Here is a 21112-nt window from a genome sequence, read left to right on the forward strand (position 1 = left end):
CAGCGGCGCAAGCCGCGTCCGGCAGCACCGCGCTCCCGTAGCAGCGGCGCAAGCCGCGTCCGGCAGCACCACGCTCCCGTAGCAGCGGCGCAAGCCGCGTCCGGCAGCACCGCGCTCCCGTAGCAGCGGCGCAAGCCGCGTCCGGCAGCACCGCGCTCCTGTAGCAGCGGCGCAAGCCGCGTCCGGGAGCACTGCGATGTGTCTGATGCTTGCGCGCAAGCCACGACGCGGCTCGCGCCGCTGCTACAGGGCGTGTTATTTCCTGCCAAGGTAAATTGCCCGTAAAGGCGCTTTGCTTATGCATCCCGACTCCTTATCGTTCAGCCTCCTCAAAGTAGAAGCCCACCCGCACAATGGTCGATCATTCAATGCAGTCCCCAGGTCCCCGTAAATCGCGTCGCTGGCTGTTCGGCCTGTTGATGGTGGTGGTTGTCGCCGTGTTGTGCTGGTGGTTCTGGCCAGCCACCAAGAATTCCCAGAACGACGCGGCCTCGGCGCCCGCCGCCGGGCGCAATGCAGGTGCCGCGCGGCCCGGCTTCGGCGGCTCTGCCGAGCCCACCCCGGTGCGTGTTGCCGAGGTGATCACCGGCGACTTCCCGGTGTATTACAAGGCCCTGGGTACGGTGACGGCGACCAATACCGTGAATGTGCGCAGCCGTGTCGCAGGCGAACTGATCAAGGTCAACTTCCAGGAAGGGCAGCGAGTCAAGGCCGGGGACCTGCTGGCCGAAATCGACCCGCGCAGCTATGAAATCGCCCTGCAGCAAGCCCAGGGCACGCTGGCGCAGAACCAGGCACAGCTGAAGAACGCGCAGATCGACCTGCAGCGTTACAAGGGTCTGTTCGCCGAAGACAGCATCGCCCGCCAGACCCTGGACACCCAGCAGGCACTGGTGGGCCAATATCAGGGCACCATCCAGACCAACCAGGCTGCGGTCAACGACGCCAAGCTCAACCTCGACTTCACCCGCATCCGCGCGCCCATTGCCGGCCGTCTGGGCTTGCGCCAGCTGGACATCGGCAACCTGGTGGCCGCCAACGACACCAATGCGCTGGTGGTGATCACTCAGGTGCAGCCGATCACGGTGGCCTTCACCTTGCCTGAAAGCCAGCTCACCCCGGTGCTGGCGCGCTATCGCAGCGGCGCGAAACTGGCAGTTGAGGCCTGGGACCGAGGCGACACGCGCAAACAGGCCACCGGTGTGCTTGGCAGCCTGGACAACCAGATCGACACCACCACCGGCACGCTGAAGTTCAAGGCGCGCTTCGAGAACCAGGACGAAGCCCTGTTCCCCAACCAGTTCGTCAACGTACGGCTGCTGTCCGATACCCTCAAGGGCGTGGTGCTGGTGCCCTCGGCGGCCGTTCAGTATGGCGTCGACGGCACCTTCGTCTACGCCATGGATGGCAACGACAAGGTCAAGATTCGCCAGCTCAAGGTGGGCGCGACCGACGGCAGCAATACCGTCGTCGAGCAGGGCCTGGCGCAAGGCGACCGGGTGGTGCTCGAAGGCACCGACCGCCTGCGCGACGGCAGCCGTGTCGAAGTGGTCGATGACAGCGCCAAGGTGCCGACCTCGCCTGGGCAACACCTGCAGGGGCAGGACGGAGCCGCTGTGCCTGGAACGACGGGCAAGACCGGCGCATGAATATCTCGCGGCTGTTCATCCTGCGGCCTGTCGCAACGACGCTGACCATGCTCGCCATCGTTCTGGCGGGCGTGCTCGCCTATCGTTTGCTGCCGGTGTCGGCGCTGCCGCAGGTCGACTACCCGACGATTCGGGTCATGACGCTCTATCCCGGCGCGAGCCCGCAGGTGATGACCAGTGCGGTCACCGCCCCCCTCGAACGCCAGTTCGGGCAGATGCCCGGCCTGACCCAGATGGCCTCGACCAGCTCGGGCGGCGCGTCGGTGCTGACCCTGCGCTTCAGCCTGGAAATCAACATGGACGTCGCCGAGCAGCAGGTGCAGGCGGCGATCAATGCGGCGAGCAACCTGTTGCCGTCCGATCTGCCCGCGCCGCCGGTGTACAACAAGGTCAACCCGGCTGACACCCCGGTGCTGACCATAGCCATCAGCTCCAAGACCATGCCGCTGCCCAAGCTCAACGACCTGGTCGACACCCGCATGGCGCAGAAGATCGCTCAGATCAGTGGCGTGGGCATGGTCAGCATCGCTGGAGGGCAGCGCCAGGCGGTGCGCATCAAGGTCAACCCTGAAGCCCTGGCGGCCAACGGCCTGAACCTGTCCGACGTGCGCACCCTGATCGGCGCCTCCAACGTCAACCAGCCCAAGGGCAACTTCGACGGGCCCACGCGGGTGTCGATGCTCGACGCCAACGACCAGCTGCGCTCCCCCGAGGAATACGCCAATCTGATCCTGGCGTACAACAATGGCGGGCCGCTGCGCCTGCGTGACGTCGCGCAGATCGTCGACGGCGCCGAGAACGAGCGGCTGGCTGCCTGGGCCAATCAGAACCAGGCGGTACTGCTCAACATCCAGCGCCAGCCGGGCGCCAACGTCATCGACGTGGTCGACCGGATCAAGGCACTGCTGCCGACCATCACCGACACCATGCCGGCCGGGCTCGACGTCACCGTGCTGACCGACCGCACCCAGACCATCCGCGCCTCGGTCACCGACGTGCAGCACGAACTGCTTATCGCCATTGCCCTGGTGGTGATGGTCACCTTCCTGTTCCTGCGTCGCTTCAGCGCCACCCTGATTCCGTCCATCGCCGTGCCGCTGTCGCTGGTGGGCACCTTCGGCGTGATGTACCTGGCCGGGTTCTCGATCAACAACCTGACCCTGATGGCGCTGACCGTGGCCACCGGCTTCGTGGTCGACGACGCCATCGTCATGCTGGAAAACATCTCGCGCCACATCGAAGAAGGCGAAACACCGATGCAGGCTGCGCTCAAGGGCGCGCGGCAGATCAGCTTCACCCTGCTGTCGCTGACGTTCTCGTTGATCGCGGTGCTGATCCCGCTGCTGTTCATGGCCGACGTGGTCGGGCGCCTGTTCCGCGAGTTCGCCATTACCCTGGCGGTAGCCATCCTCATTTCCCTGGTGGTCTCGCTGACTCTGACGCCGATGATGTGCGCGCGCCTGCTCAAGCGCGAGCCGAAGGAAGAGGAGCAGGGCCGCTTCTACAAGGCCAGCGGCGCCTGGATCGACTGGCTGATCGCGCGCTACGCCGGCGGTCTGCGCTGGGTGCTGCGCCACCAGCCGCTGACCCTGCTGGTGGCGGTTGCCACCCTGGGCCTGACGGTGCTGCTGTACCTGGTGGTCCCCAAGGGTTTTTTCCCGGTGCAGGACACCGGGGTCATCCAGGGCATTTCCGAGGCCCCGCAATCCATTTCCTTCAAGGCCATGAGCGAGCGGCAGCAAGCCCTGGCCAAGATCATCCTGCAGGATCCAGCCGTCTCCAGCCTGTCTTCGTACATCGGGGTAGACGGCGACAACGCCACGCTCAACAGTGGCCGGCTGCTGATCAACCTCAAGCCCCACGGCGAGCGCGACCTCACGGCCAGCCAGATCATTGCGCGCCTGCAGCCGGAGGTCGACAAGCTGCTGGGCATGCGCCTGTTCATGCAACCCGTGCAGGACCTGACCATCGAAGACCGGGTCAGCCGCACCCAGTACCAGTTCAGCCTGTCGTCTCCGGATGCCGACCTGCTCGCCACCTGGAGCGCACGCCTGGTGGACGCCCTGAAGCAGCGACCCGAGCTCACCGATGTCGCCAGCGACCTGCAGGACAAAGGCCTGCAGGTGTACCTGGTGATCGACCGCGATGCTGCCAAGCGGGTCGGAGTGGACGTCGCCGATATCACCGACGCGCTGTACGACGCCTTCGGTCAACGACAGATTTCCACCATCTATACCCAGTCCAGCCAATACCGCGTAGTGCTGCAGGCCACCGATGCCAGCACCCTGGGACCGCAGGCGCTGGAGCAGATCTACGTCAAGGCCAGTGTCAACGGCACCGGTACCACCAACCAGACCGCCGACAGCGACACCACGGCGACCAGCGGCACCCAGGTGCGCCTGTCGAGCCTGGCGCACATCGAACAGCGCCAGGCGCAACTGGCGATCGCGCACATCGGTCAGTTTCCGGCGGTGATGATGTCGTTCAACCTGGCCGAGGGCGTGGCCCTGGGCAAGGCGGTCGACGTGATCGAGCAGGTGCAGCGCGACATCGGCATGCCGTTGGGTGTGCAGACCCAGTTCCAGGGTGCGGCGGAGGCCTTCCAGGCGTCGCTGCAGAGCACCTTGCTGCTGGTGCTGGCGGCCATCGTCACCATGTACATCGTGCTGGGTGTGCTCTACGAGAGCTACATCCACCCCATCACCATTCTGTCGACGCTGCCCTCGGCGGCGGTGGGGGCCCTGCTGGCATTGCTCATCAGCGGCAACGACCTGGGCATGATCGCCATCATCGGCATCATCCTGCTGATCGGCATCGTCAAGAAAAACGCGATCATGATGATCGACTTCGCCCTGGAGGCCGAGCGCAATCAGGGTCTGGACCCGGAAACCGCAATCTACCAGGCCGCGCTGCTGCGTTTCCGGCCGATCCTGATGACCACCATGGCCGCGCTGTTCGGCGCGGTACCGCTGATGCTTGCCAGTGGCTCGGGTGCGGAACTGCGTCAGCCGCTGGGGCTGGTGATGGTCGGCGGGCTGTTGGTGAGCCAGGTGCTGACCCTGTTCACCACCCCTGTCATCTACCTATACTTCGACCGCCTGGGGCGGCGCTGGGGACGCCAGCCGGCCGCCGTGGAACAGGCTGAATCATGAACCTGTCCGGACCTTTCATCCGCCGCCCGGTGGCGACCTTCCTGATGAGCGTGGCGATCATGCTGCTCGGCGGGGTCAGCTTCAGCCTGCTGCCAGTGTCGCCGCTGCCGAGCATGGACTTTCCGGTGATCGTGGTTTCCGCCAACCTGTCCGGTGCCAGCCCCGAGGTCATGGCCTCGACCGTGGCCACGCCCCTGGAACGCTCGTTCGGGGCGATTCCGGGCGTGACCACCATGAGCAGCCGCTCAAGCCAGGGCTCGACGCGGGTCATTCTGCAGTTCGACCTCGACCGCGACATCAACGGCGCGGCCCGTGAAGTGCAGGCGGCGATCAACGCTTCGCGCAACCTGTTGCCCAGCGGTATGCGCAGCATGCCGACCTACAAGAAGATCAACCCCTCGCAAGCCCCGGTCATGGTCCTGTCGCTGACCTCCAATGTGCTGGAGAAGGGCAAGCTCTATGACCTGGCCTCGACCATCCTGTCGCAGAGCCTGTCCCAGGTGCCCGGGGTAGGGGAGGTGCAGATCGGCGGCAGCTCGCTGCCCGCAGTGCGCATCGAGCTCGAACCGCAGTTGCTCAACCAGTACAACGTCTCGCTCGATGACGTGCGCACGGCCATCGACGGCACCAACGTGCGCCGGCCCATCGGTTTCGTCGAGGACGGCGAGCGCCAGTGGCAGGTGCAGGCCAACGACCAGTTGGACAAGGCCGACGACTACAAGCCACTGATCATTCGCTACCAGGACGGCTCGGTGCTGCGCCTGAGCGATGTGGCCAAGGTCACCGACGGTGTGGAAGATCGCTACAACAGCGGCTTCTACAACGACAACTCGGCCGTGCTGCTGGTGATCAACCGTCAGGCTGGCGCCAACATCATCCAGACCGTCAGCCAGATCAAGGAACAGCTGCCGGCCCTGGAAGCGCTGTTGCCCGAAAGTGTCGAGCTGAACATCGCCATGGACCGCTCGCCAGTGATCACCGCCACCCTGCACGAGGCCGAGATGACCCTGCTCATCGCCGTGGTGCTGGTGGTGTTGGTGGTGTTCCTGTTCCTGGGCAATTTCCGCGCCTCGCTGATTCCCACCCTGGCCGTTCCGGTGTCGCTGGTCGGCACGTTCGCGATCATGTACCTGTGGGGTTTCTCGCTGAACAACCTGTCGTTGATGGCGCTGATCCTGGCGACCGGGCTGGTGGTGGATGACGCCATCGTGGTGCTCGAGAACATTTCCCGGCACATTGACGACGGCGTGCCGCCGCTGCGCGCCGCCTACCTGGGCACGCAGGAAGTGGGCTTCACCCTGCTGTCGATGAACGTCTCGCTGGTGGCGGTGTTCCTCTCGATCCTGTTCATCGGTGGCATCATCGAGAGCCTGTTCCGCGAATTCTCCATCACCCTGGCCGTGGCCATCGTGGTTTCGCTGTTCGTTTCCCTGACCCTGACCCCAATGCTTTGCGCGCGCTGGTTGAAGCCGCATCGGCCCGAGCACGACAACCGCTTGCAGCGCCTGAGCAACCGCATCAATCAGCGCATGGTCGCCGGCTACGACCGCAGCCTTGGCTGGGTCTTGCGTCATCGTCGGCTGACCCTGCTCAGCCTGTTGCTGACCATCGTCGGCAACGTGGCACTTTACGTGGTGGTGCCCAAGACCTTCATGCCGCAACAGGATACCGGCCAGTTGATCGGCTTCGTGCGTGGCGACGACGGCCTGTCGTTCTCGGTCATGCAGCCGAAGATGGAAACCTATCGCCGCGCGCTGCTCGCCGACCCTGCGGTCGACAGCGTGGCCGGTTTCATTGGCGGCAACAACGGCAGCAACAACGCGACCATTCTGGTTCGCCTGAAGCCGATCGAAGTGCGCAAGATCAACGCGCAGCAGGTCATCGAACGGCTGCGCAAGGAACTGCCCAAGGTGCCCGGCGGCCGCCTGATGCTGATGGCCGACCAGGACCTGCAGTTCGGCGGCGCACGCGAGCAGAGCACCTCGCAGTATTCGTACATCATCCAGAGCGGTGATCTGTCGGCCTTGCGCACCTGGTACCCGAAAATCGTCGCGGCCTTCCGCGCACTGCCGGAACTGACCGCCATCGATGCGCGCGAAGGGCGTGGCGCCGCGCAGGTGACGCTGATCGTCGACCGCGACAAGGCCAAGCGCCTGGGCATCGACATGAGTACTGTGACCTCGGTGCTCAACAACGCCTACAGCCAGCGGCAGATTTCCACCATCTACGACAGCCTCAACCAGTACAAGGTGGTGATGGAAATCAACCCCAGGTACGCCCAGGACCCGATCACCCTGGAGCAGGTGCAGGTGATCACCATGGACAACAAGCGCGTACCCCTGTCGAGCATCGCCCACTACGAAAACAGCCTGGCCGACGACAGTGTCAGCCATGAAGGGCAGTTCGCCTCGGAGAGCATCTCCTTCGACCTGGTCAACGGGGTGACCCTCGACGTCGCCACGCCGTTGATCGAGCGGGCGCTGGTGCGAGTCGGCCTGCCCGAAGACATCATCGTCAAGGTCGCCGGCACCGGCGATGCCTTCGCGGCGGCGCAGAAGAGCCAGCCGTTCATGATTCTCGGCGCGCTGGTCGCGGTCTATCTGGTGCTCGGCATTCTGTACGAAAGCTACATACATCCGCTGACCATTCTGTCGACCTTGCCCTCGGCGGGGGTGGGCGCGCTTTTGAGCATCTACCTCACCGGTGGCCAGTTCAGCCTGATCTCGCTGCTGGGCCTGTTTCTGTTGATCGGCGTGGTGAAGAAGAACGCCATCATGATGATCGACCTGGCGCTGCAGCTCGAGCGCAACGAGGGGCTGGGCCCGGCCGAGTCGATCCGCCGCGCGTGCCTGCTGCGCCTGCGCCCCATCCTGATGACGACCATGGCGGCCATTCTCGGCGCACTGCCATTGATGTTCAGCACCGCCGCCGGTGCCGAGATGCGCCGGCCGCTGGGCCTGACCATCATCGGCGGCCTGGTGTTCAGCCAGATCCTCACGCTTTACACCACTCCGGTGGTCTACCTCTATCTGGACCGCCTGCGCCACCGCTTCAACACGTGGCGCGGCGTGCGTACCGATGCCGCTCTGGACACTCCGCTATGACCGACTCCGTTTTTCCGCGCGTCTCGCGCCTTGCCAGTGTGGCGCTGTGCAGCCTGATGCTGAGTGCCTGCACCCTGGGCCCGGACTACCAGCGCCCGACCATCGCCACGCCGGTGGCATTCAAACAGGCCGATGGCTGGCGCCAGGCCAATCCCAGCGATGCCCTGGCGCGTGGCGCCTGGTGGGAACTGTACGGTGATCGCCAACTCGATGCGCTGGTGGTCAGGCTCAACCGTTCCAACCAGACCGTCGCCCAGTACGAAGCGCAATACCGGCAGGCCCAGGCGCTGGTCCGCAGCACGCGCGGGGCGCTGTTTCCCACCGTCGATCTGAGCGCCGGCAAGACCCGCTCCAGCCAGGGCACCGGCAGCAGCGGTTCGAGCCTGAGCCAATCCAGCAGTGGTATCCGCGACACCTACAACACGCAGTTGGGCGTGAGCTGGGAAGCCGACATCTGGGGCAAACTGCGCCGCGGGCTGGAAGCCGACCGCGCCAGCGCCCAGGCCAGCCTGGCGGATCTGGCGGCGATGCGCCTGAGCCTGCAGTCGGAGCTGGTACAGAACTACCTGCAGTTGCGCGTGATCGATGAGCAGAAGCGCTTGCTCGAAGCGACCGTCCAGGCGTATCAGCGCTCCCTCGACCTGACCCAGAATCAGTACCGCGCGGGCATTTCCGGCAAGGATGCGGTGTTCCTCGCGCAAACCCAGCTGAAATCGACCCAGGCCGACCTGATCGATCTGGTCTGGCAGCGGGCGCAGTTGGAGAACGCGATCGCGGTGCTGATCGGCATGGCACCTTCGGAATTCAGCCTGGCCGGCAGTACCGACATTCCGTCGTTGCCGGCCATTCCCCTGGCGCTGCCATCGCAACTGCTTGAGCGCCGTCCCGACATCGCCGCCGCCGAGCGCTCGGTGATGGCCGCCAATGCCGAAATAGGCGTGGCCAAGACGGCCTATTTTCCCGACCTGACCCTGAGTCTGGCGGGCGGCTACAGCAGCAGCAGTTTCAGCAACTGGGTATCGTTGCCCAATCGTTTCTGGTCGGTCGGCCCGCAGTTGGCGATGACCCTGTTCGACGGTGGGCAGCGTGCGGCCGAAGTGGACCGCAGCGAGGCGGCCTATGACCAGACCGTCGCGCAGTATCGGCAGACGGTGCTCGATGGCTTTCGCGAAGTGGAAGACTACATGAGCCAGTTGAAAGTCTTCGACGAGGAAGCCTCGGTGCGCAACGAGGCGCTGCAGGCGGCGCGGGAGTCGTTGCGACTTACATCGAACCAATACAAAGCCGGCCTTATTGGCTATCTTGATGTGGTCAACGTGCAGGCCACGGCGTTGAGCAACGAACGCAGCGTATTGACGCTGATGCAGAGTCGGCTGGTCGCCAGCGTGCAGTTGATCGCGGCGCTGGGCGGCGGCTGGCAGGAACCGGCACAATAGCGGGTTTGTCACGCGCACGTCCCTGGCAGCGGCGCAAGCTGCGTCAACGGTGGGCGCCTTTCGTCGGATTCACCATGGCGTTCGTGACGCGGCTTGAGCCGCTGCTACAGGATGGCTGCGCAGAGTCACGTCACCCTTTGAAACCCCGCACGGCCTTGTCGAGATATCGATGCTAATTGGTACTTATTCTTCCGCTCTTGTCGTCGTATCGCTGTGTGTTGCCATTCTGGCGTCGTACACCGCGCTTGATCTGGTCGGACGTATTGCCACGGCGCAGGGCCGGGCTGTGTACCTGTGGATGAGCGGCGGGGCGCTGGCCATGGGCATCGGCGTGTGGTCGATGCATTTCATCGGCATGCTCGCTTTCGAACTGCCGATCCAGTTGGGCTACGACCTCAGCCTCACGGCAGCTTCGCTGCTCATTGCCGTGCTCAGTTCCGGCTTTGCCCTGTGGCTGGTCAGCCAGCCGCAGCTGCCGGGGCCGCAACTGGCCGTCGGCGCACTGATCATGGGCGCCGGTATCAGCAGCATGCATTACACCGGCATGGCGGCGCTGCAGATGCAGCCAGGCATCGTCTACGACCCTGTGCTGTTCGTTGCGTCGCTGGCGATTGCCGCAGGGGCTTCCGGTGCCGCGTTGTGGATCGCCTTCCGCCTGCGCCGCAATCGTCCCAATGTACGCGTGGCCCGTGCTGGAGCCTCGGTGGTGATGGGCATCGCCATCGTCGGCATGCACTACACCGGCATGGCTGCGGCCGAATTCCCGGCGGGCAGCGTCTGCGGCGGGGCCCTGAACGGCTTGACCGGCGACGGCCTCGACTATCTGGTGCTGGTGACCACCCTGGCGGTGCTGGGTATGACCCTGCTGACGTCGGTACTGGATGCGCGCATGGAGTCGCGTACCTCGGCGCTGGCCAACTCGCTGACCCTGGCCAACCAGGAGCTGACGCAACTGGCCCTGCACGACAACCTGACCGGGTTGCCCAACCGCATACTGCTGGCCGACCGCATTGGCCAGGCGATCAGCCAGGTCGATGCCGTCGGCGGCTACCTGGCGGTGATGTTCATCGATCTGGATGGCTTCAAGCCCGTCAACGACGCCTTCGGCCATCACATGGGCGACCAGTTGCTGCGTGCCGTGGGCTCGCGTCTGCGCGGCGGTCTGCATGGTCAGGACACCCTGGCGCGGATCGGCGGCGACGAGTTCGTCCTGCTCGTCAGCCTGGAAGAGCCGGCCTATGCCAAGGGTATCGCCGCGCAGCAGGTGCATCTTATCGGTCAGTCTTTCGAGGTGGCAGGGCACACATTGCAGATTTCAGCGAGCATCGGTATTGCCCTGTACCCAGGCAACGGCGTCGATCAGAACGAGTTGCTGATGAATGCCGACGCGGCCATGTACCACGCCAAGAGCATCGGCAAGAACGGCTACAGCTTTTTCGAAAGCTCGATGAACACCAATGCCCGCAAGCAACTGCAGCTGCTGCAGGAACTGCGCATGGCAGTCACCGAGCAGCAGTTGCGTCTGTTCTACCAGCCCAAGTTCGGTGCCCGCAGCGGCGAGCCGATCGGCGCCGAAGCGCTGCTGCGTTGGCAGCACCCGCGAATGGGCCTGCTGGCGCCTGCCGCCTTCATCGACCTTGCGGAGAAAACCGGGCTGATCATCGACATTGGCAGCTGGGTGCTCGACGAGGCCTGTCGGCAGATGCGCGAGTGGGTCGACCAGGGCTTCGGGCACTGGCGCATCGCGGTCAATCTTTCCGCCCTGCAGTTCGGCCATGCCGGCCTGGTCCGCGGGGTAGCCAGCACCCTGGATCGGCACGGGCTCGACGCGGCCAACCTGACCCTGGAAATCACCGAAACCACGGCGATGAGCGACGCCGACGCCAGTATGAACGTGCTGCAGCAGCTTTCGGACATGGGTGTCGATCTGTCCATCGACGATTTCGGCACGGGTTATTCCAGCCTCATGTACCTCAAGCGGCTGCCGGCCAACGAGCTGAAGATCGACCGCGGTTTCGTCCGCGATCTGGAGCAGGACAGCGACGATGCCGCCATCGTGTCGGCGATCGTCGCGCTAGGTCGGGCGCTGGGCCTGCGGATCGTGGCCGAAGGGGTGGAAACCAGCAATCAACAGCAGTTCCTGACCCGCCTGGGCTGTGATTCCCTGCAGGGCTATCTGCTTGGCCATCCGCTTCCGGCCGAGCGTTTCATGCACGACATTCAGGCGGCCAGGCAGGTCAAGAGCGCCAGCCGCGCCTGAATCCGTCTTTGGAGGCTAGGTATTTCATGGAAAAAGTCATTGTCATCACAGGCGGCAGCCGAGGTATCGGCGCTGCGACCGCGCTGCTGGCGGCAAGCCAGGGCTATCGTGTGTGCATCAACTATCGCAGTGACGACGCAGCGGCCATGGATGTGCTGCAGCAAGTGCGGGCGCTGGGCGTGCAGGCGATCGCGGTGCGTGCCGACGTCAGCCGCGAAGATGGCGTGTTCCGTTTGTTCAGCCAGGTGGATGCCGAGTTGGGCCGGGTCACTGCGCTGGTCAACAACGCGGCCACCAACGGCCCCAGGGCGCGGTTGGACGAGATGTCCGAGCAGCGCCTGCTCGGGTTGATGACGACCAACGTAGTCGGCCCCATGCTGTGCGCCAAGCATGCGGTAGGGCGGATGTCGCGGCGGCATGGCGGCCAGGGTGGGGTGATCGTCAACGTGTCGTCGATTGCCGCTCGGCTGGGTTCCGCGGACGAGTACATCGACTACGCGGCGTCCAAGGGGGCTATCGATAGCTTCACCATCGGGTTGGCCAAGGAGGTGGCCGGCGAGGGCATACGGGTCAATGCGGTTCGTCCCGGAATGATCTTCACCGATTTCCATGCCCTGTGCGGTGAACCGGGCCGGGTTACGCGCAAGGAAGGCGCCGTGCCCATGGGCCGCGGTGGCCAGCCGGATGAGATTGCCCAGGCGATCATGTGGTTGGTGAGCGATCAGGCCAGCTACACCACCGGCGCCCTGCTGGACGTCGGCGGCGGCCTGTAAACCCGACCCCCTCCGGTAGGAGCGGTCATCGGCCGCGAAAGAATCGCCGCCGTGTACCCGCCACACCGCGGCGCCTGGTTCGCGGCCACAGGCCGCTCCTACAGAGATTGCATTTACCCCTCCGGTAGGAGCGGTCATCGGCCGCGAAAGAATCGCCGCCGTGTACCTGCCACACCACAGCGCCTGGTTCGCGGCCACAGGCCGCTCCTGCGGATCCGCCAGCAGAGCGTCGATGTTGTGTCGCTTGTGGCGGGACAAGGGGTTTGCGACACAAAGGTTTGCCGTAAACGTCAGGGCCGTTCGTGGGGCTTGCCATTAGATGGCCATAGGCTCGAAGATGTACGCCGTTGGTTTTCTGGCATGGAGCGTCTATGAGTTCCGATTCCCCGACCTTTGCCGAGTTCGGCAAGGGCTCTACGCCCATGCTCGAGGCAGCATCGCTGGAAGCGATTCTGCAGCAGGCCCGTGAATGGCCCCACAGCACTGCGTGGGCGTGGTACCGGGCGGGCGAACAGCTGCATCTCGAAGGCCAGGGCGACCTGCAGCGACACTGGCCCCTGGTGCTGGCCAACCACGAACTGCAGCGTTTCTGCGAAAGCTGCAGCCTCCAGTTGTGGCCGACCGGGCAGGGCGAAGGGGTACTTGGCTGGCTGATGGCCCCTGTGCACGTCACCCACGACGGGGCCCTCGCAGACCTGGCCGCTGCCATCGGCCGCCAGGTGCAGACCGACGCTCTGGCCCGCGCGCAGATCACCCAACGCGTACTTTACGAAATCACCTACCTGGCCAGCTCGACCCGCGACCGCGGGATTTTTCTAGTGGGTGTACATAAGCTCCTCGCGAGCCTGATCGATGCAGAGAACTTCTACCTCGCGCTCTACGATGCGCAAAGCGGCAAGATCACCTACCCCTACTACGTGGACGTCATCGACGTCGAAGCGCTGGAAGCGGAAAACTACGAGTACCTGACCCCCGAACATCTGTCGCTGACCGGCCAGGTACTGACCAGCGGCCAGCCCCTGCTGATCGACGCCAAGGGTATCGCCCTGGCAGGGCGGCAGGGGCGTTTCCACTGCGTGGGGCACATCCCCGAATTCTGGATGGGTTCGCCGCTCAAGAACGCCCGCGATGAAGTGTTCGGCATGATCGCCATGCAGGTCTACGACGTCGAACGGGCCTACAGTGCGGAAGACCGTGCCCTGTTCCTGGTGGTCGCCCGGCACGTTGCCATGGCTCTGGATCGGATTCTGCATCGTGCCGACCTGGAAGAAACGGTGTCGCGGCGTACCCAGGAATTGTCCCAGCTCAATGCCGCGCTGCGCCTGGAAGTCTCCGAGCGCAAGCGCGCAGAGCACCTGCAGGTCGCGCTGTTCCAGATTGCCGAGCTGTCGAGCAAGCCAGGCGAAATCGACGGCCTCTATCACAGCCTGCACGTGATCGTCGGCGACCTCCTGTATGCACGCAACTTCTACATTGCGATCTTCGACGGCGAAAGCGGCGAAGTCAGCTTTCCTTACTATGTCGATGAGCAGCTCACCGGCCGCCCGCAGCCGCGCCGGGGGCGGCGTGGCCTGACCGAGTACGTGATTCGCCAGCGCTGCGCCTGCCTGATCGACTTCGACGCCGCGACGCGTCTGATGATCCAGGGTGAAATCGAAGACAGCCGCGAGCTGGTCCGCTCGCAATCCTGGCTCGGTGTTCCTCTGTTCGACGATGATCGCGTGCGCGGCGTACTGGTGGTGCAGAGCTACGCCAGTGACGTGCACTACACCCTGCGCGACCAGGACCTGCTGACCTTCGTCTCGCGCCACATCGACACCGCGCTGTCGCGCCGCAGCGCTGCCGAAGCCATCTACGAAGCCAACCTGCGGCTGGAAGCGCGGGTGCAGAGTCGAACGCGCGAGCTTGACCATGCCAACGCCAAGCTGCAGTACGAAAACGCCCACGACGCACTGACCGGGCTGCCCAATCGCATTCACCTGCAGCAGCGTCTGGCCCTGGCCTGGGACCAGTACTGCACCGATGGCCGAGAACTGGTGGTGATGTTCATCGACCTGGACCGTTTCAAGATGGTCAACGACAGTTTTGGTCATCACTTCGGCGACCAGTTGCTCAGGGAAGCCGGTGCGCGCCTGCGCAGTTGCCTGCGTGAAGATGACCTGCTGGCCCGCCTGGGCGGCGACGAGTTCGCGGTGCTGGCGCCGGATTCGAACCTGGAAGCTGCCGTGGAAATTGCCGAGCGCATTCTGGTGGCGTTCGACCGGCCTTTTTTCATCAATGCCCACGAGGTGTTTTCTTCGTGCAGCATCGGCATCGTCGGCGCCGACAGCCAGTTCCACAGCGAGACGGCCGACTTGCTGCGTGACGCCGACAAGGCGATGTACCGGGTCAAGAATGCCGGTCGCGACAGCTACGCAGTGTTCAACCAGGCATTGCGCCGCGAAGTCTCCGACCAGGTCGAACAGGAGGGCGCGTTGCGCAATGCGCTCAAGCGCAGCGACGAACTGCTGCCCTATTTCCAGCCCATCGTCGACGTACAGACCGGCGAGGTGCGGGCGCTGGAGGCCTTGATCCGCTGGCACCAGCCGGACGGGCGCATCATCGCCCCCGGGCATTTCCTGCCCGCGCTCGAAGGCCTGCGGCTGATCGGCCGCCTCGACCTCTACATGCTGACCTGCGTAGCGGAGATTCTCGCCCAGCCGGCGCACGCAGACTGGCCGCCGGTGCACGTGAACTGCTCCAGCTACAGCATTACCCGCAGCGGGTTCGCCGACGAAGTGCTGGCCGTGCTCGCGCGGCACCACGTAGCGGCGTCGCGAATCTGCCTGGAACTCACCGAGGGCGCGCTGGTGGCCGAGCCGGCCATGGCGCAGCGGACCATGCAGCAGCTGGCCGAGCACGGCATGAGCGTGGTGCTCGATGATTTCGGAGCCGGTTTTTCATCGCTCAGCTACGTTCACCAATACCAATTCAACGGGTTGAAGATCGACAAGTCGTTCATTCTCGAATTGACCAGCAGCGCGCGCAGCCGGGCGATCGTCCGTGCCATCGTGCGCATGGCCGAATCGCTCGGGCTGACGGTCGTCGCCGAAGGGGTGGAGGACCTTGCCACCCTGCAGTTGTTGCGCGAGATGGGTGCTTCCCAGGCCCAGGGCTATTACTTCGCCCGGCCCGCAGCACTGCACGATCTGGATCTGGCGGCTTGCCGGGGCATCGTGGCGGCGTCGCAGCGGCCGGGTGCCTTGCATGACGTATGATCGGCGCCATCGTCCTTGAGAACTTACCCATGACCGATGTTGTATCCAGGCACGCCGATGTAGTGATCATCGGTGGCGGCTTGAGCGGGACCCTGCTGGCGGTGCAGTTGCTCAGGCAATCTCACGCACGGCGGATCGTCATCATCGAGCCGCGCCCCGAGCTCGGCCGAGGTGAGGCTTACAGTGCCACTGAGTTGGGGCACACCCTCAATGGCAACGCGGCGCGCATGAGCGTCGACCCCGACAACGCCGACGACCTGACCGAGTGGCTCACCCGGTTCATCGACGACGGCGGGTGGCCGCAGTCGGCCGAGCAGTCGCTGCCGGTGGCGGAGCTGTTCCCGCCGCGCGGCATCTTCGGGCTCTATGCCCAGCAACGCCTGGCCGAGGCACGTGCAGCGGGTGCCCAGTACGGGGCCACGGCAGAGCATGTGCGCGCACAGGCGATCGATCTGCAGACCCATCCTGAGCAGGTCGAGATCACCCTGGATAACGGCCAAGTGTGGTTCGGGCGCCAGGCGGTGCTGGCCACGGGCATGTTTCCCGCCGCGCGCACCGCCTTGAAGGCGCCGGGTGGGCTGAACGCTGGGGCGGTCGACCCGTGGGACGTGCAGGCCATGCGTGGCCTTGACCGTCAGGCCCGGGTGTTGATCATCGGCTCGGGACTGACCATGGTCGATGCCGTGGTTTCGCTCGACCAGGCCGGCCATCGCGGGCCGATCACGGTGATTTCGCGGCACGGTCTGTGGCCTCATGTTCGTCGCCAGCCGCCGAGCTGGCCGGATTTCCTGGCAGCGGCCGACGATGTGCGCAGCCCGCGCCAGCTCATGGCCGAGGTGCGCAAGCAATGCCGCCAGGCGCTGCAGCAAGGCGTCGACTGGCAGGCGCCGTTGGACACCGTGCGTGCGCATATCGCCCGGCTCTGGAGCCAGGCCAGCGAACGCCAGAAACGCCAGTTCGTACGCCATGTACGGCCTTGGTGGGAAAGCCACCACCATCGGTCACCGCCGCCCAGCGACGCGCTGGTGCAGAGGCTGATACGCGAGGGACGGCTGACCCTTCAGGCGGCCAGCTATCAGCGCGCCGACGGCACGACCCTGACCATCCGCCGGCGGGGCGAATCTGCCTCGGTGCAGCTGCACGGGGATGCGTTGATCAATTCCAGTGGTATCGAATATGACTGGCGGCGGGTCGACAAGCCGTTGCCGCGCCAGCTTCTGGCGCGTGGCTTGATCCGGCCGGGACCCTTGGCCCTGGGCATAGAGGCTGACGTCGATGGTGCTGTCGTGGACGCCCAAGGGCTGGTCGCCGAGCGACTGTTCGCCATGGGCCCGCCGTTGCGGGGGATGTGGTGGGAGAGTACCGCTGTGACCGACGTCGCGGCGCAGGCCAAACGCCTGGCAACGACCCTGCTGAGCCGCTGCTGAACCCGTAGTGCACCCGCCACACCGCAGCGCGCCCTTCGCGGCCACGGACCGCTCCTACAGGGATTGTGGTTCCTCTTTTCGGGCGGTTATCGGCTGTGAAAAGAGGACCCGGTACAGCCCACAGACCGCAGCCACCGTTTCGCGGCCACGGACCGCTCCTACTGGGGAACCCCAATCTTCGTAGGAGCGGTCATCGGCCGCGAAGCAGGCGCTGCGGTCATTCAGGCAGATCGGCGCACTGCTCAGTCGTTGGGTTCAGTGGTATTGACGTACGGCGGCACCTTGGCCAGGGTCAGCGATCGCGCCTGATCGGCCTGAATGCCCTGGCGCGAAGCCAGCGGCTCGAGCTTCTGGATCTCGCCGGTCTGCAGCGAGCGCTCGATAGCGGCCAGCACTCGCACGTCACGCCAACCTTCGTCACCATCCGCTTCAGGCTGGCGATCTTCGAGAATGCACTGAGAGAAGTACTCCGTCTCGCCGCCGAACTGATCGACCACCGGGAAGGTATGAGCCTGCGTTTCGCCGTCGATGATCGCGCGATAGGCAATGGCGACGCCTTCACCGAAACCGAAGCAAGGCGATGCCTCGAACTCCCCCTTGGTACCGATCAACTGGAACCGCTCGGTTGCCGGCAGGCTGTAGCTGACGGTGAACGTAGCCTGACGCTGCTCGGAGAACCGCAGAGTCACACTGACGGTGTCTGGCGTGTTGATCGGCCGTCCGGGTGTTTGCGCACCAACGGCATGCACTTCCAGCGGCTCGCCGCCGAACAGGTTGCGCACGGCATTGAGCGGGTAGGGCCCCATGTCCGCCGCTGGGCCCGCCCAGAAGCCGCTTTTCATCCGGTGGTTCTCGGCATCGGTATGTTGCGTGAAGGTGGCGGTAAACAGCCGTGGCTCACCGATATCGCCGCGGCGCACGCGCTGGACCATGTCCACGGTGCCCGGCTCGCAATGCAGACGGTAGGCGATCATCAGCTTGGCGTTGCCACGCTCGGCAGCCGCATTGATTGCCAAGCAGTCTTCCTCGCTGGCAGCCATGGGCTTTTCCAGCAGCACATGGATACCGGCTTCGAGCGCCGGGACGGCGAATTCGCGATGACGGAAGTTGGGCGTGGCCAGGTAGATCGCGTCGATCTCGCCAGACGCCAGCAGTTCGGGAAACTGCTCGTAGCTATAACTCTTGAGGTCATACATTGCGGCCAGTTCATCGGCCTTGATCGGGTCGCCGGTTACCAGTGCAGTCATCACCGAATTGCTGGTCTGGTCCACACCGGGCATGAACGCACCTTGCGAAATCCAGCCACCTGCAACCACGGCGTAACGAATTTTTCCCTGAGCATCAGGCATGGGTCGGGCCTCCTTGTGTCACCAGGCGAAATGCGTGGCGTATAGGAAGTCGGCAAGCTGAGAGGGCAGGAGTTCCCGAAGATTGGGAAGAGGGGGGAGAAATCAAGATGGTGCGAGGTGCGGGAATCGAACCCGCACAACCAAAGGTCGTCAGATTTTAAGTCTGATGCGTCTACCAATTTCGCCAACCTCGCACAGTCGCGCATCATACTGATTAGGCTGAGAAATGTCATGCGCTAATGGTTCGATGGCGCGGCCTGCAAAACATGCACCCGCAGTGGCTAAAATCAATTTGCCATTAATGAACGTAAAGCCTACATGGCGCGTCCTAATTTGCTAAGGTGGTAGCCGATTGTAAGTTTTTCATATGCCACGGTTGGCGACCATGCAATGGCTTGCAGCGCCGCGCTGATAGGCCGCCAGGAGATTCACTGTGACATCACGCGAGACTTCGGTCCTGCTCGCCGCTGCCATCGAGCAGTGCGCGAGCGAGCCCATACGTACGCCGGGCAGCATCCAGCCGCAGGGTTTCATGCTGGTGCTCGACGCCGCCGCCCAGCGTGTGCTGCAGGTCAGCGACAACGTCCGCCATTGGCTGCAGCTCGAGCCTGCGCACCTGCTGGAAACGCCGGTCGCCGACCTGATCGAGCGAGGTGCGGCACTGTCGGCGCGCCTGGCCGCCTGGTCCGGGGAAGAACAGCAGCCATTTCATTTCGCCGATGTGCGCTTCGCCCAGGGCAGCCGTCGCCAGATTGCCACGGCGATGATGGTGCACCGCGTCGACGGGGTGATCGTCGCCGAGTTCGAGCCCGCTGCCGATGAGGCCCATGCCTATGGCGCCTTGTACCCAATGGTGCGGACGTTCATTGGCCAGTTGCACAACGCCCGGGACATTCTCGAGTTGTGCGAGCGCTCGGTGGTCGAGGTGAAGCGCGTGACCGGCTTCGGTCGGGTCAAGGCCTACAGTTTCGACGAGACGGGCAACGGCACCGTGCTGGCCGAGGCACGGGACGAGGGCTACCCCAGCTACCTGGGGCTATGCTTCCCGGCGTCCGATATTCCGCGTCAGGCCAGGGAACTGTACTGCATCAACCGCATCCGGGTGATCGAAGATGCCAACTACCAGGCATCGCCGCTGATGCCGGCCAACAACCCCCTGACCGGCGAGCCGTTGGACCTCAGTCATGCAGCACTGCGCAGCGTTTCACCCGTGCACGTGCAGTACATGCGCAACATGCAGACGATGGCGTCGATGTCGATTTCCATCGTGGTCGACGGTCGGCTCTGGGGTCTGATCTCCTGTCACCACGACCAGCCTCATGCGGTCGGTTTTCAGACCCGTACCGCCTGTGAGCTGCTGGGCAGCGTCCTGTCGCTGCAGATCGAAACCAAAGCCGTCCATGCGCAGAACGAGCGCATGCTCGAACTGCGTCGGCAGATCGTCCAGTTGCTCTCCGCCATGGCCGACAGCGACAGCGTGCGTGCCGGCCTGCTGACGCTGCCCGAGACCTTTCTGGGCTTCGTCCGCGCCAGTGGTGCGGCGATCATCGCCGAGGCGCGCTGCGAATTGCTGGGTGACACGCCCCCGCAGGCGTTGGTTGATGCCCTGGCGGTGTGGCTGGCCGAGCGCGGCGGGCAGGAGATATTCCACAGCGACAACGTCGGTCGAGACCTGCCCGAGCTGCCCGAACTGGCGCGTTACTGCGGCGGTGTGCTGGCCGTGGCCATTTCCGAGATCCATTCCCACTACCTGATCTGGTTCAAGCCCGAGCAAGCGCACACGGTGACCTGGGCGGGACGGGCAGAAAAAAGCCTGGACAGCGCCGGTGTGCTCAATCCACGCGCCAGCTTCGACAGCTGGAAACAGGAAGTCAGCGGCTTTTCCAGCCCCTGGGATGCACTCGAGATCGAAGGCGTTCATGAACTGCGCACTGCCGTGCTCGGCATCGTCCTGCGCAAGGCCGAAGAACTGGCGCAGTTGGCCGGCGAACTGAAGAAATCCAACAAGGAGCTCGAGGCGTTCTCGTACAGCGTGTCCCATGATCTGCGTGCACCGTTGCGCCACATTGCCGGCTACGCCGAACTGCTGGCCGACTTCGAAGGCCCCAAGCTGTCCGAGCGAGGCTTGCGGTTTCTCGAACACATCGGCGAGTCGGCGCGGTTTGCCGGCACCCTGGTCGACAATCTGCTGAGCTTTTCCCAGATGGGCCGTTCGGCCCTGCGTTTCACCGACGTCGACCTCAACGCGCTGGTCGAGTCCATCCGCCTGGAGATGCAGCCCGATTACGAAGGTCGCGATCTGCAATGGCAAGTGGCAGCACTGCCACGCCTGGTGGCCGATGCCGCGTTCGTGCACCTGGCGCTGCGCAACCTGGTGTCCAATGCCATCAAGTACAGCCGCACCCGCGAGCATGCGGTGATCGAGGTGGGCGCCTACCAGCAGGATGCCGAGACGATCATTTTCGTGCGTGACAATGGCGTCGGCTTCGACATGGCCTATGCCGGCAAGCTGTTCGGCGTGTTCCAGCGCCTGCACCGCATGGAAGAGTTCGAAGGCACCGGGATTGGCCTGGCCAGTGTGCGCCGCATCATCGAACGACACGACGGCCGGGTGTGGGCCGAAGGCGCCCTGGATCAGGGCGCCACTTTCTACATGGCGTTGCCGCGACGTACACATTCCGCCGGCACGAATCTACCGAGGTAAG

General features: G+C 64.4%; 10 protein-coding genes and 1 tRNA gene. 9 read left to right on the forward strand and 2 right to left on the reverse strand.

Annotated features, from left to right (window positions below; genetic code table 11):
* Positions 1-353: 353 nt before the first annotated feature.
* From IFU31_RS00005 to IFU31_RS00040, 8 genes are all read left to right on the forward strand, one after another.
* On the forward strand, positions 354-1649 hold the full coding sequence (locus IFU31_RS00005; protein ID WP_192059605.1) for an MdtA/MuxA family multidrug efflux RND transporter periplasmic adaptor subunit: 1296 nt from the start codon (positions 354-356) through the stop codon (positions 1647-1649).
* Positions 1646-4801: an MdtB/MuxB family multidrug efflux RND transporter permease subunit gene (locus IFU31_RS00010; protein WP_185793259.1), complete on the forward strand. Its 3156-nt coding sequence runs from the start codon at positions 1646-1648 to the stop codon at positions 4799-4801. Before IFU31_RS00005 ends, IFU31_RS00010 begins: the two co-directional genes overlap by 4 nt.
* Positions 4798-7905 carry an efflux RND transporter permease subunit gene (locus tag IFU31_RS00015; RefSeq protein ID WP_192101929.1) on the forward strand — a complete coding sequence of 1036 codons (3108 nt, stop codon included), beginning with the start codon at positions 4798-4800 and terminating at the stop codon, positions 7903-7905. The genes IFU31_RS00010 and IFU31_RS00015 overlap by 4 nt, the downstream gene beginning before the upstream one ends.
* Entirely contained in the window at positions 7902-9341 is a 1440-nt protein-coding gene (locus IFU31_RS00020; RefSeq protein WP_192101930.1) for an efflux transporter outer membrane subunit, read from the forward strand. Before IFU31_RS00015 ends, IFU31_RS00020 begins: the two co-directional genes overlap by 4 nt.
* A gap of 169 nt (positions 9342-9510) precedes the next feature.
* Entirely contained in the window at positions 9511-11601 is a 2091-nt protein-coding gene (locus IFU31_RS00025) for a putative bifunctional diguanylate cyclase/phosphodiesterase (RefSeq protein ID WP_122477884.1), read from the forward strand.
* Between the two features lie 26 nt (positions 11602-11627).
* Positions 11628-12374, forward strand: coding sequence for an SDR family oxidoreductase (locus IFU31_RS00030; protein WP_192101931.1), 747 nt, complete (start codon positions 11628-11630; stop codon positions 12372-12374).
* A gap of 422 nt (positions 12375-12796) precedes the next feature.
* Positions 12797-15631: a bifunctional diguanylate cyclase/phosphodiesterase gene (locus tag IFU31_RS00035; RefSeq protein ID WP_244657615.1), complete on the forward strand. Its 2835-nt coding sequence runs from the start codon at positions 12797-12799 to the stop codon at positions 15629-15631.
* Positions 15632-15660: 29 nt separating this feature from the next.
* Entirely contained in the window at positions 15661-17058 is a 1398-nt protein-coding gene (locus tag IFU31_RS00040; protein WP_192101933.1) for an FAD/NAD(P)-binding protein, read from the forward strand.
* Positions 17059-17300: 242 nt separating this feature from the next.
* Here IFU31_RS00040 and IFU31_RS00045 read toward each other — a convergent pair whose 3' ends face one another.
* Both IFU31_RS00045 and IFU31_RS00050 read right to left on the reverse strand, forming a co-directional pair.
* On the reverse strand, positions 17301-18407 hold the full coding sequence (locus tag IFU31_RS00045) for a Gfo/Idh/MocA family protein (RefSeq protein ID WP_192059592.1): 1107 nt from the start codon (positions 18405-18407) through the stop codon (positions 17301-17303).
* A gap of 108 nt (positions 18408-18515) precedes the next feature.
* A tRNA-Leu gene (locus tag IFU31_RS00050) sits at positions 18516-18601 on the reverse strand.
* Positions 18602-18840: 239 nt separating this feature from the next.
* Between IFU31_RS00050 and IFU31_RS00055 the strand changes: the two genes are divergently transcribed.
* Positions 18841-21111 (forward strand): ATP-binding protein, encoded by a 2271-nt coding sequence (locus IFU31_RS00055; RefSeq protein WP_192101934.1) that lies wholly within the window; start codon positions 18841-18843, stop codon positions 21109-21111.
* The last annotated feature ends 1 nt before the right edge of the window (position 21112 follow it).

The organism is Pseudomonas sp. CFBP 13602, assembly GCF_014842725.1.
Taxonomy (GTDB): domain Bacteria; phylum Pseudomonadota; class Gammaproteobacteria; order Pseudomonadales; family Pseudomonadaceae; genus Aquipseudomonas; species Aquipseudomonas baltica.

Bases quoted from the DNA above. Each gene is read 5' to 3' on its own strand.
- IFU31_RS00040 (WP_192101933.1), top strand. From the start codon at position 15,661: ATGACCGATGTTGTATCCAGGCACGCCGATGTAGTGATCATCGGTGGC.
- IFU31_RS00030 (WP_192101931.1), top strand. From the start codon at position 11,628: ATGGAAAAAGTCATTGTCATCACAGGCGGCAGCCGAGGTATCGGCGCT.
- IFU31_RS00010 (WP_185793259.1), top strand. From the start codon at position 1,646: ATGAATATCTCGCGGCTGTTCATCCTGCGGCCTGTCGCAACGACGCTG.
- IFU31_RS00015 (WP_192101929.1), top strand. From the start codon at position 4,798: ATGAACCTGTCCGGACCTTTCATCCGCCGCCCGGTGGCGACCTTCCTG.
- IFU31_RS00025 (WP_122477884.1), top strand. From the start codon at position 9,511: ATGCTAATTGGTACTTATTCTTCCGCTCTTGTCGTCGTATCGCTGTGT.
- IFU31_RS00035 (WP_244657615.1), top strand. From the start codon at position 12,797: ATGCTCGAGGCAGCATCGCTGGAAGCGATTCTGCAGCAGGCCCGTGAA.
- IFU31_RS00020 (WP_192101930.1), top strand. From the start codon at position 7,902: ATGACCGACTCCGTTTTTCCGCGCGTCTCGCGCCTTGCCAGTGTGGCG.
- IFU31_RS00045 (WP_192059592.1), bottom strand. From the start codon at position 18,407: ATGCCTGATGCTCAGGGAAAAATTCGTTACGCCGTGGTTGCAGGTGGC.
- IFU31_RS00005 (WP_192059605.1), top strand. From the start codon at position 354: ATGGTCGATCATTCAATGCAGTCCCCAGGTCCCCGTAAATCGCGTCGC.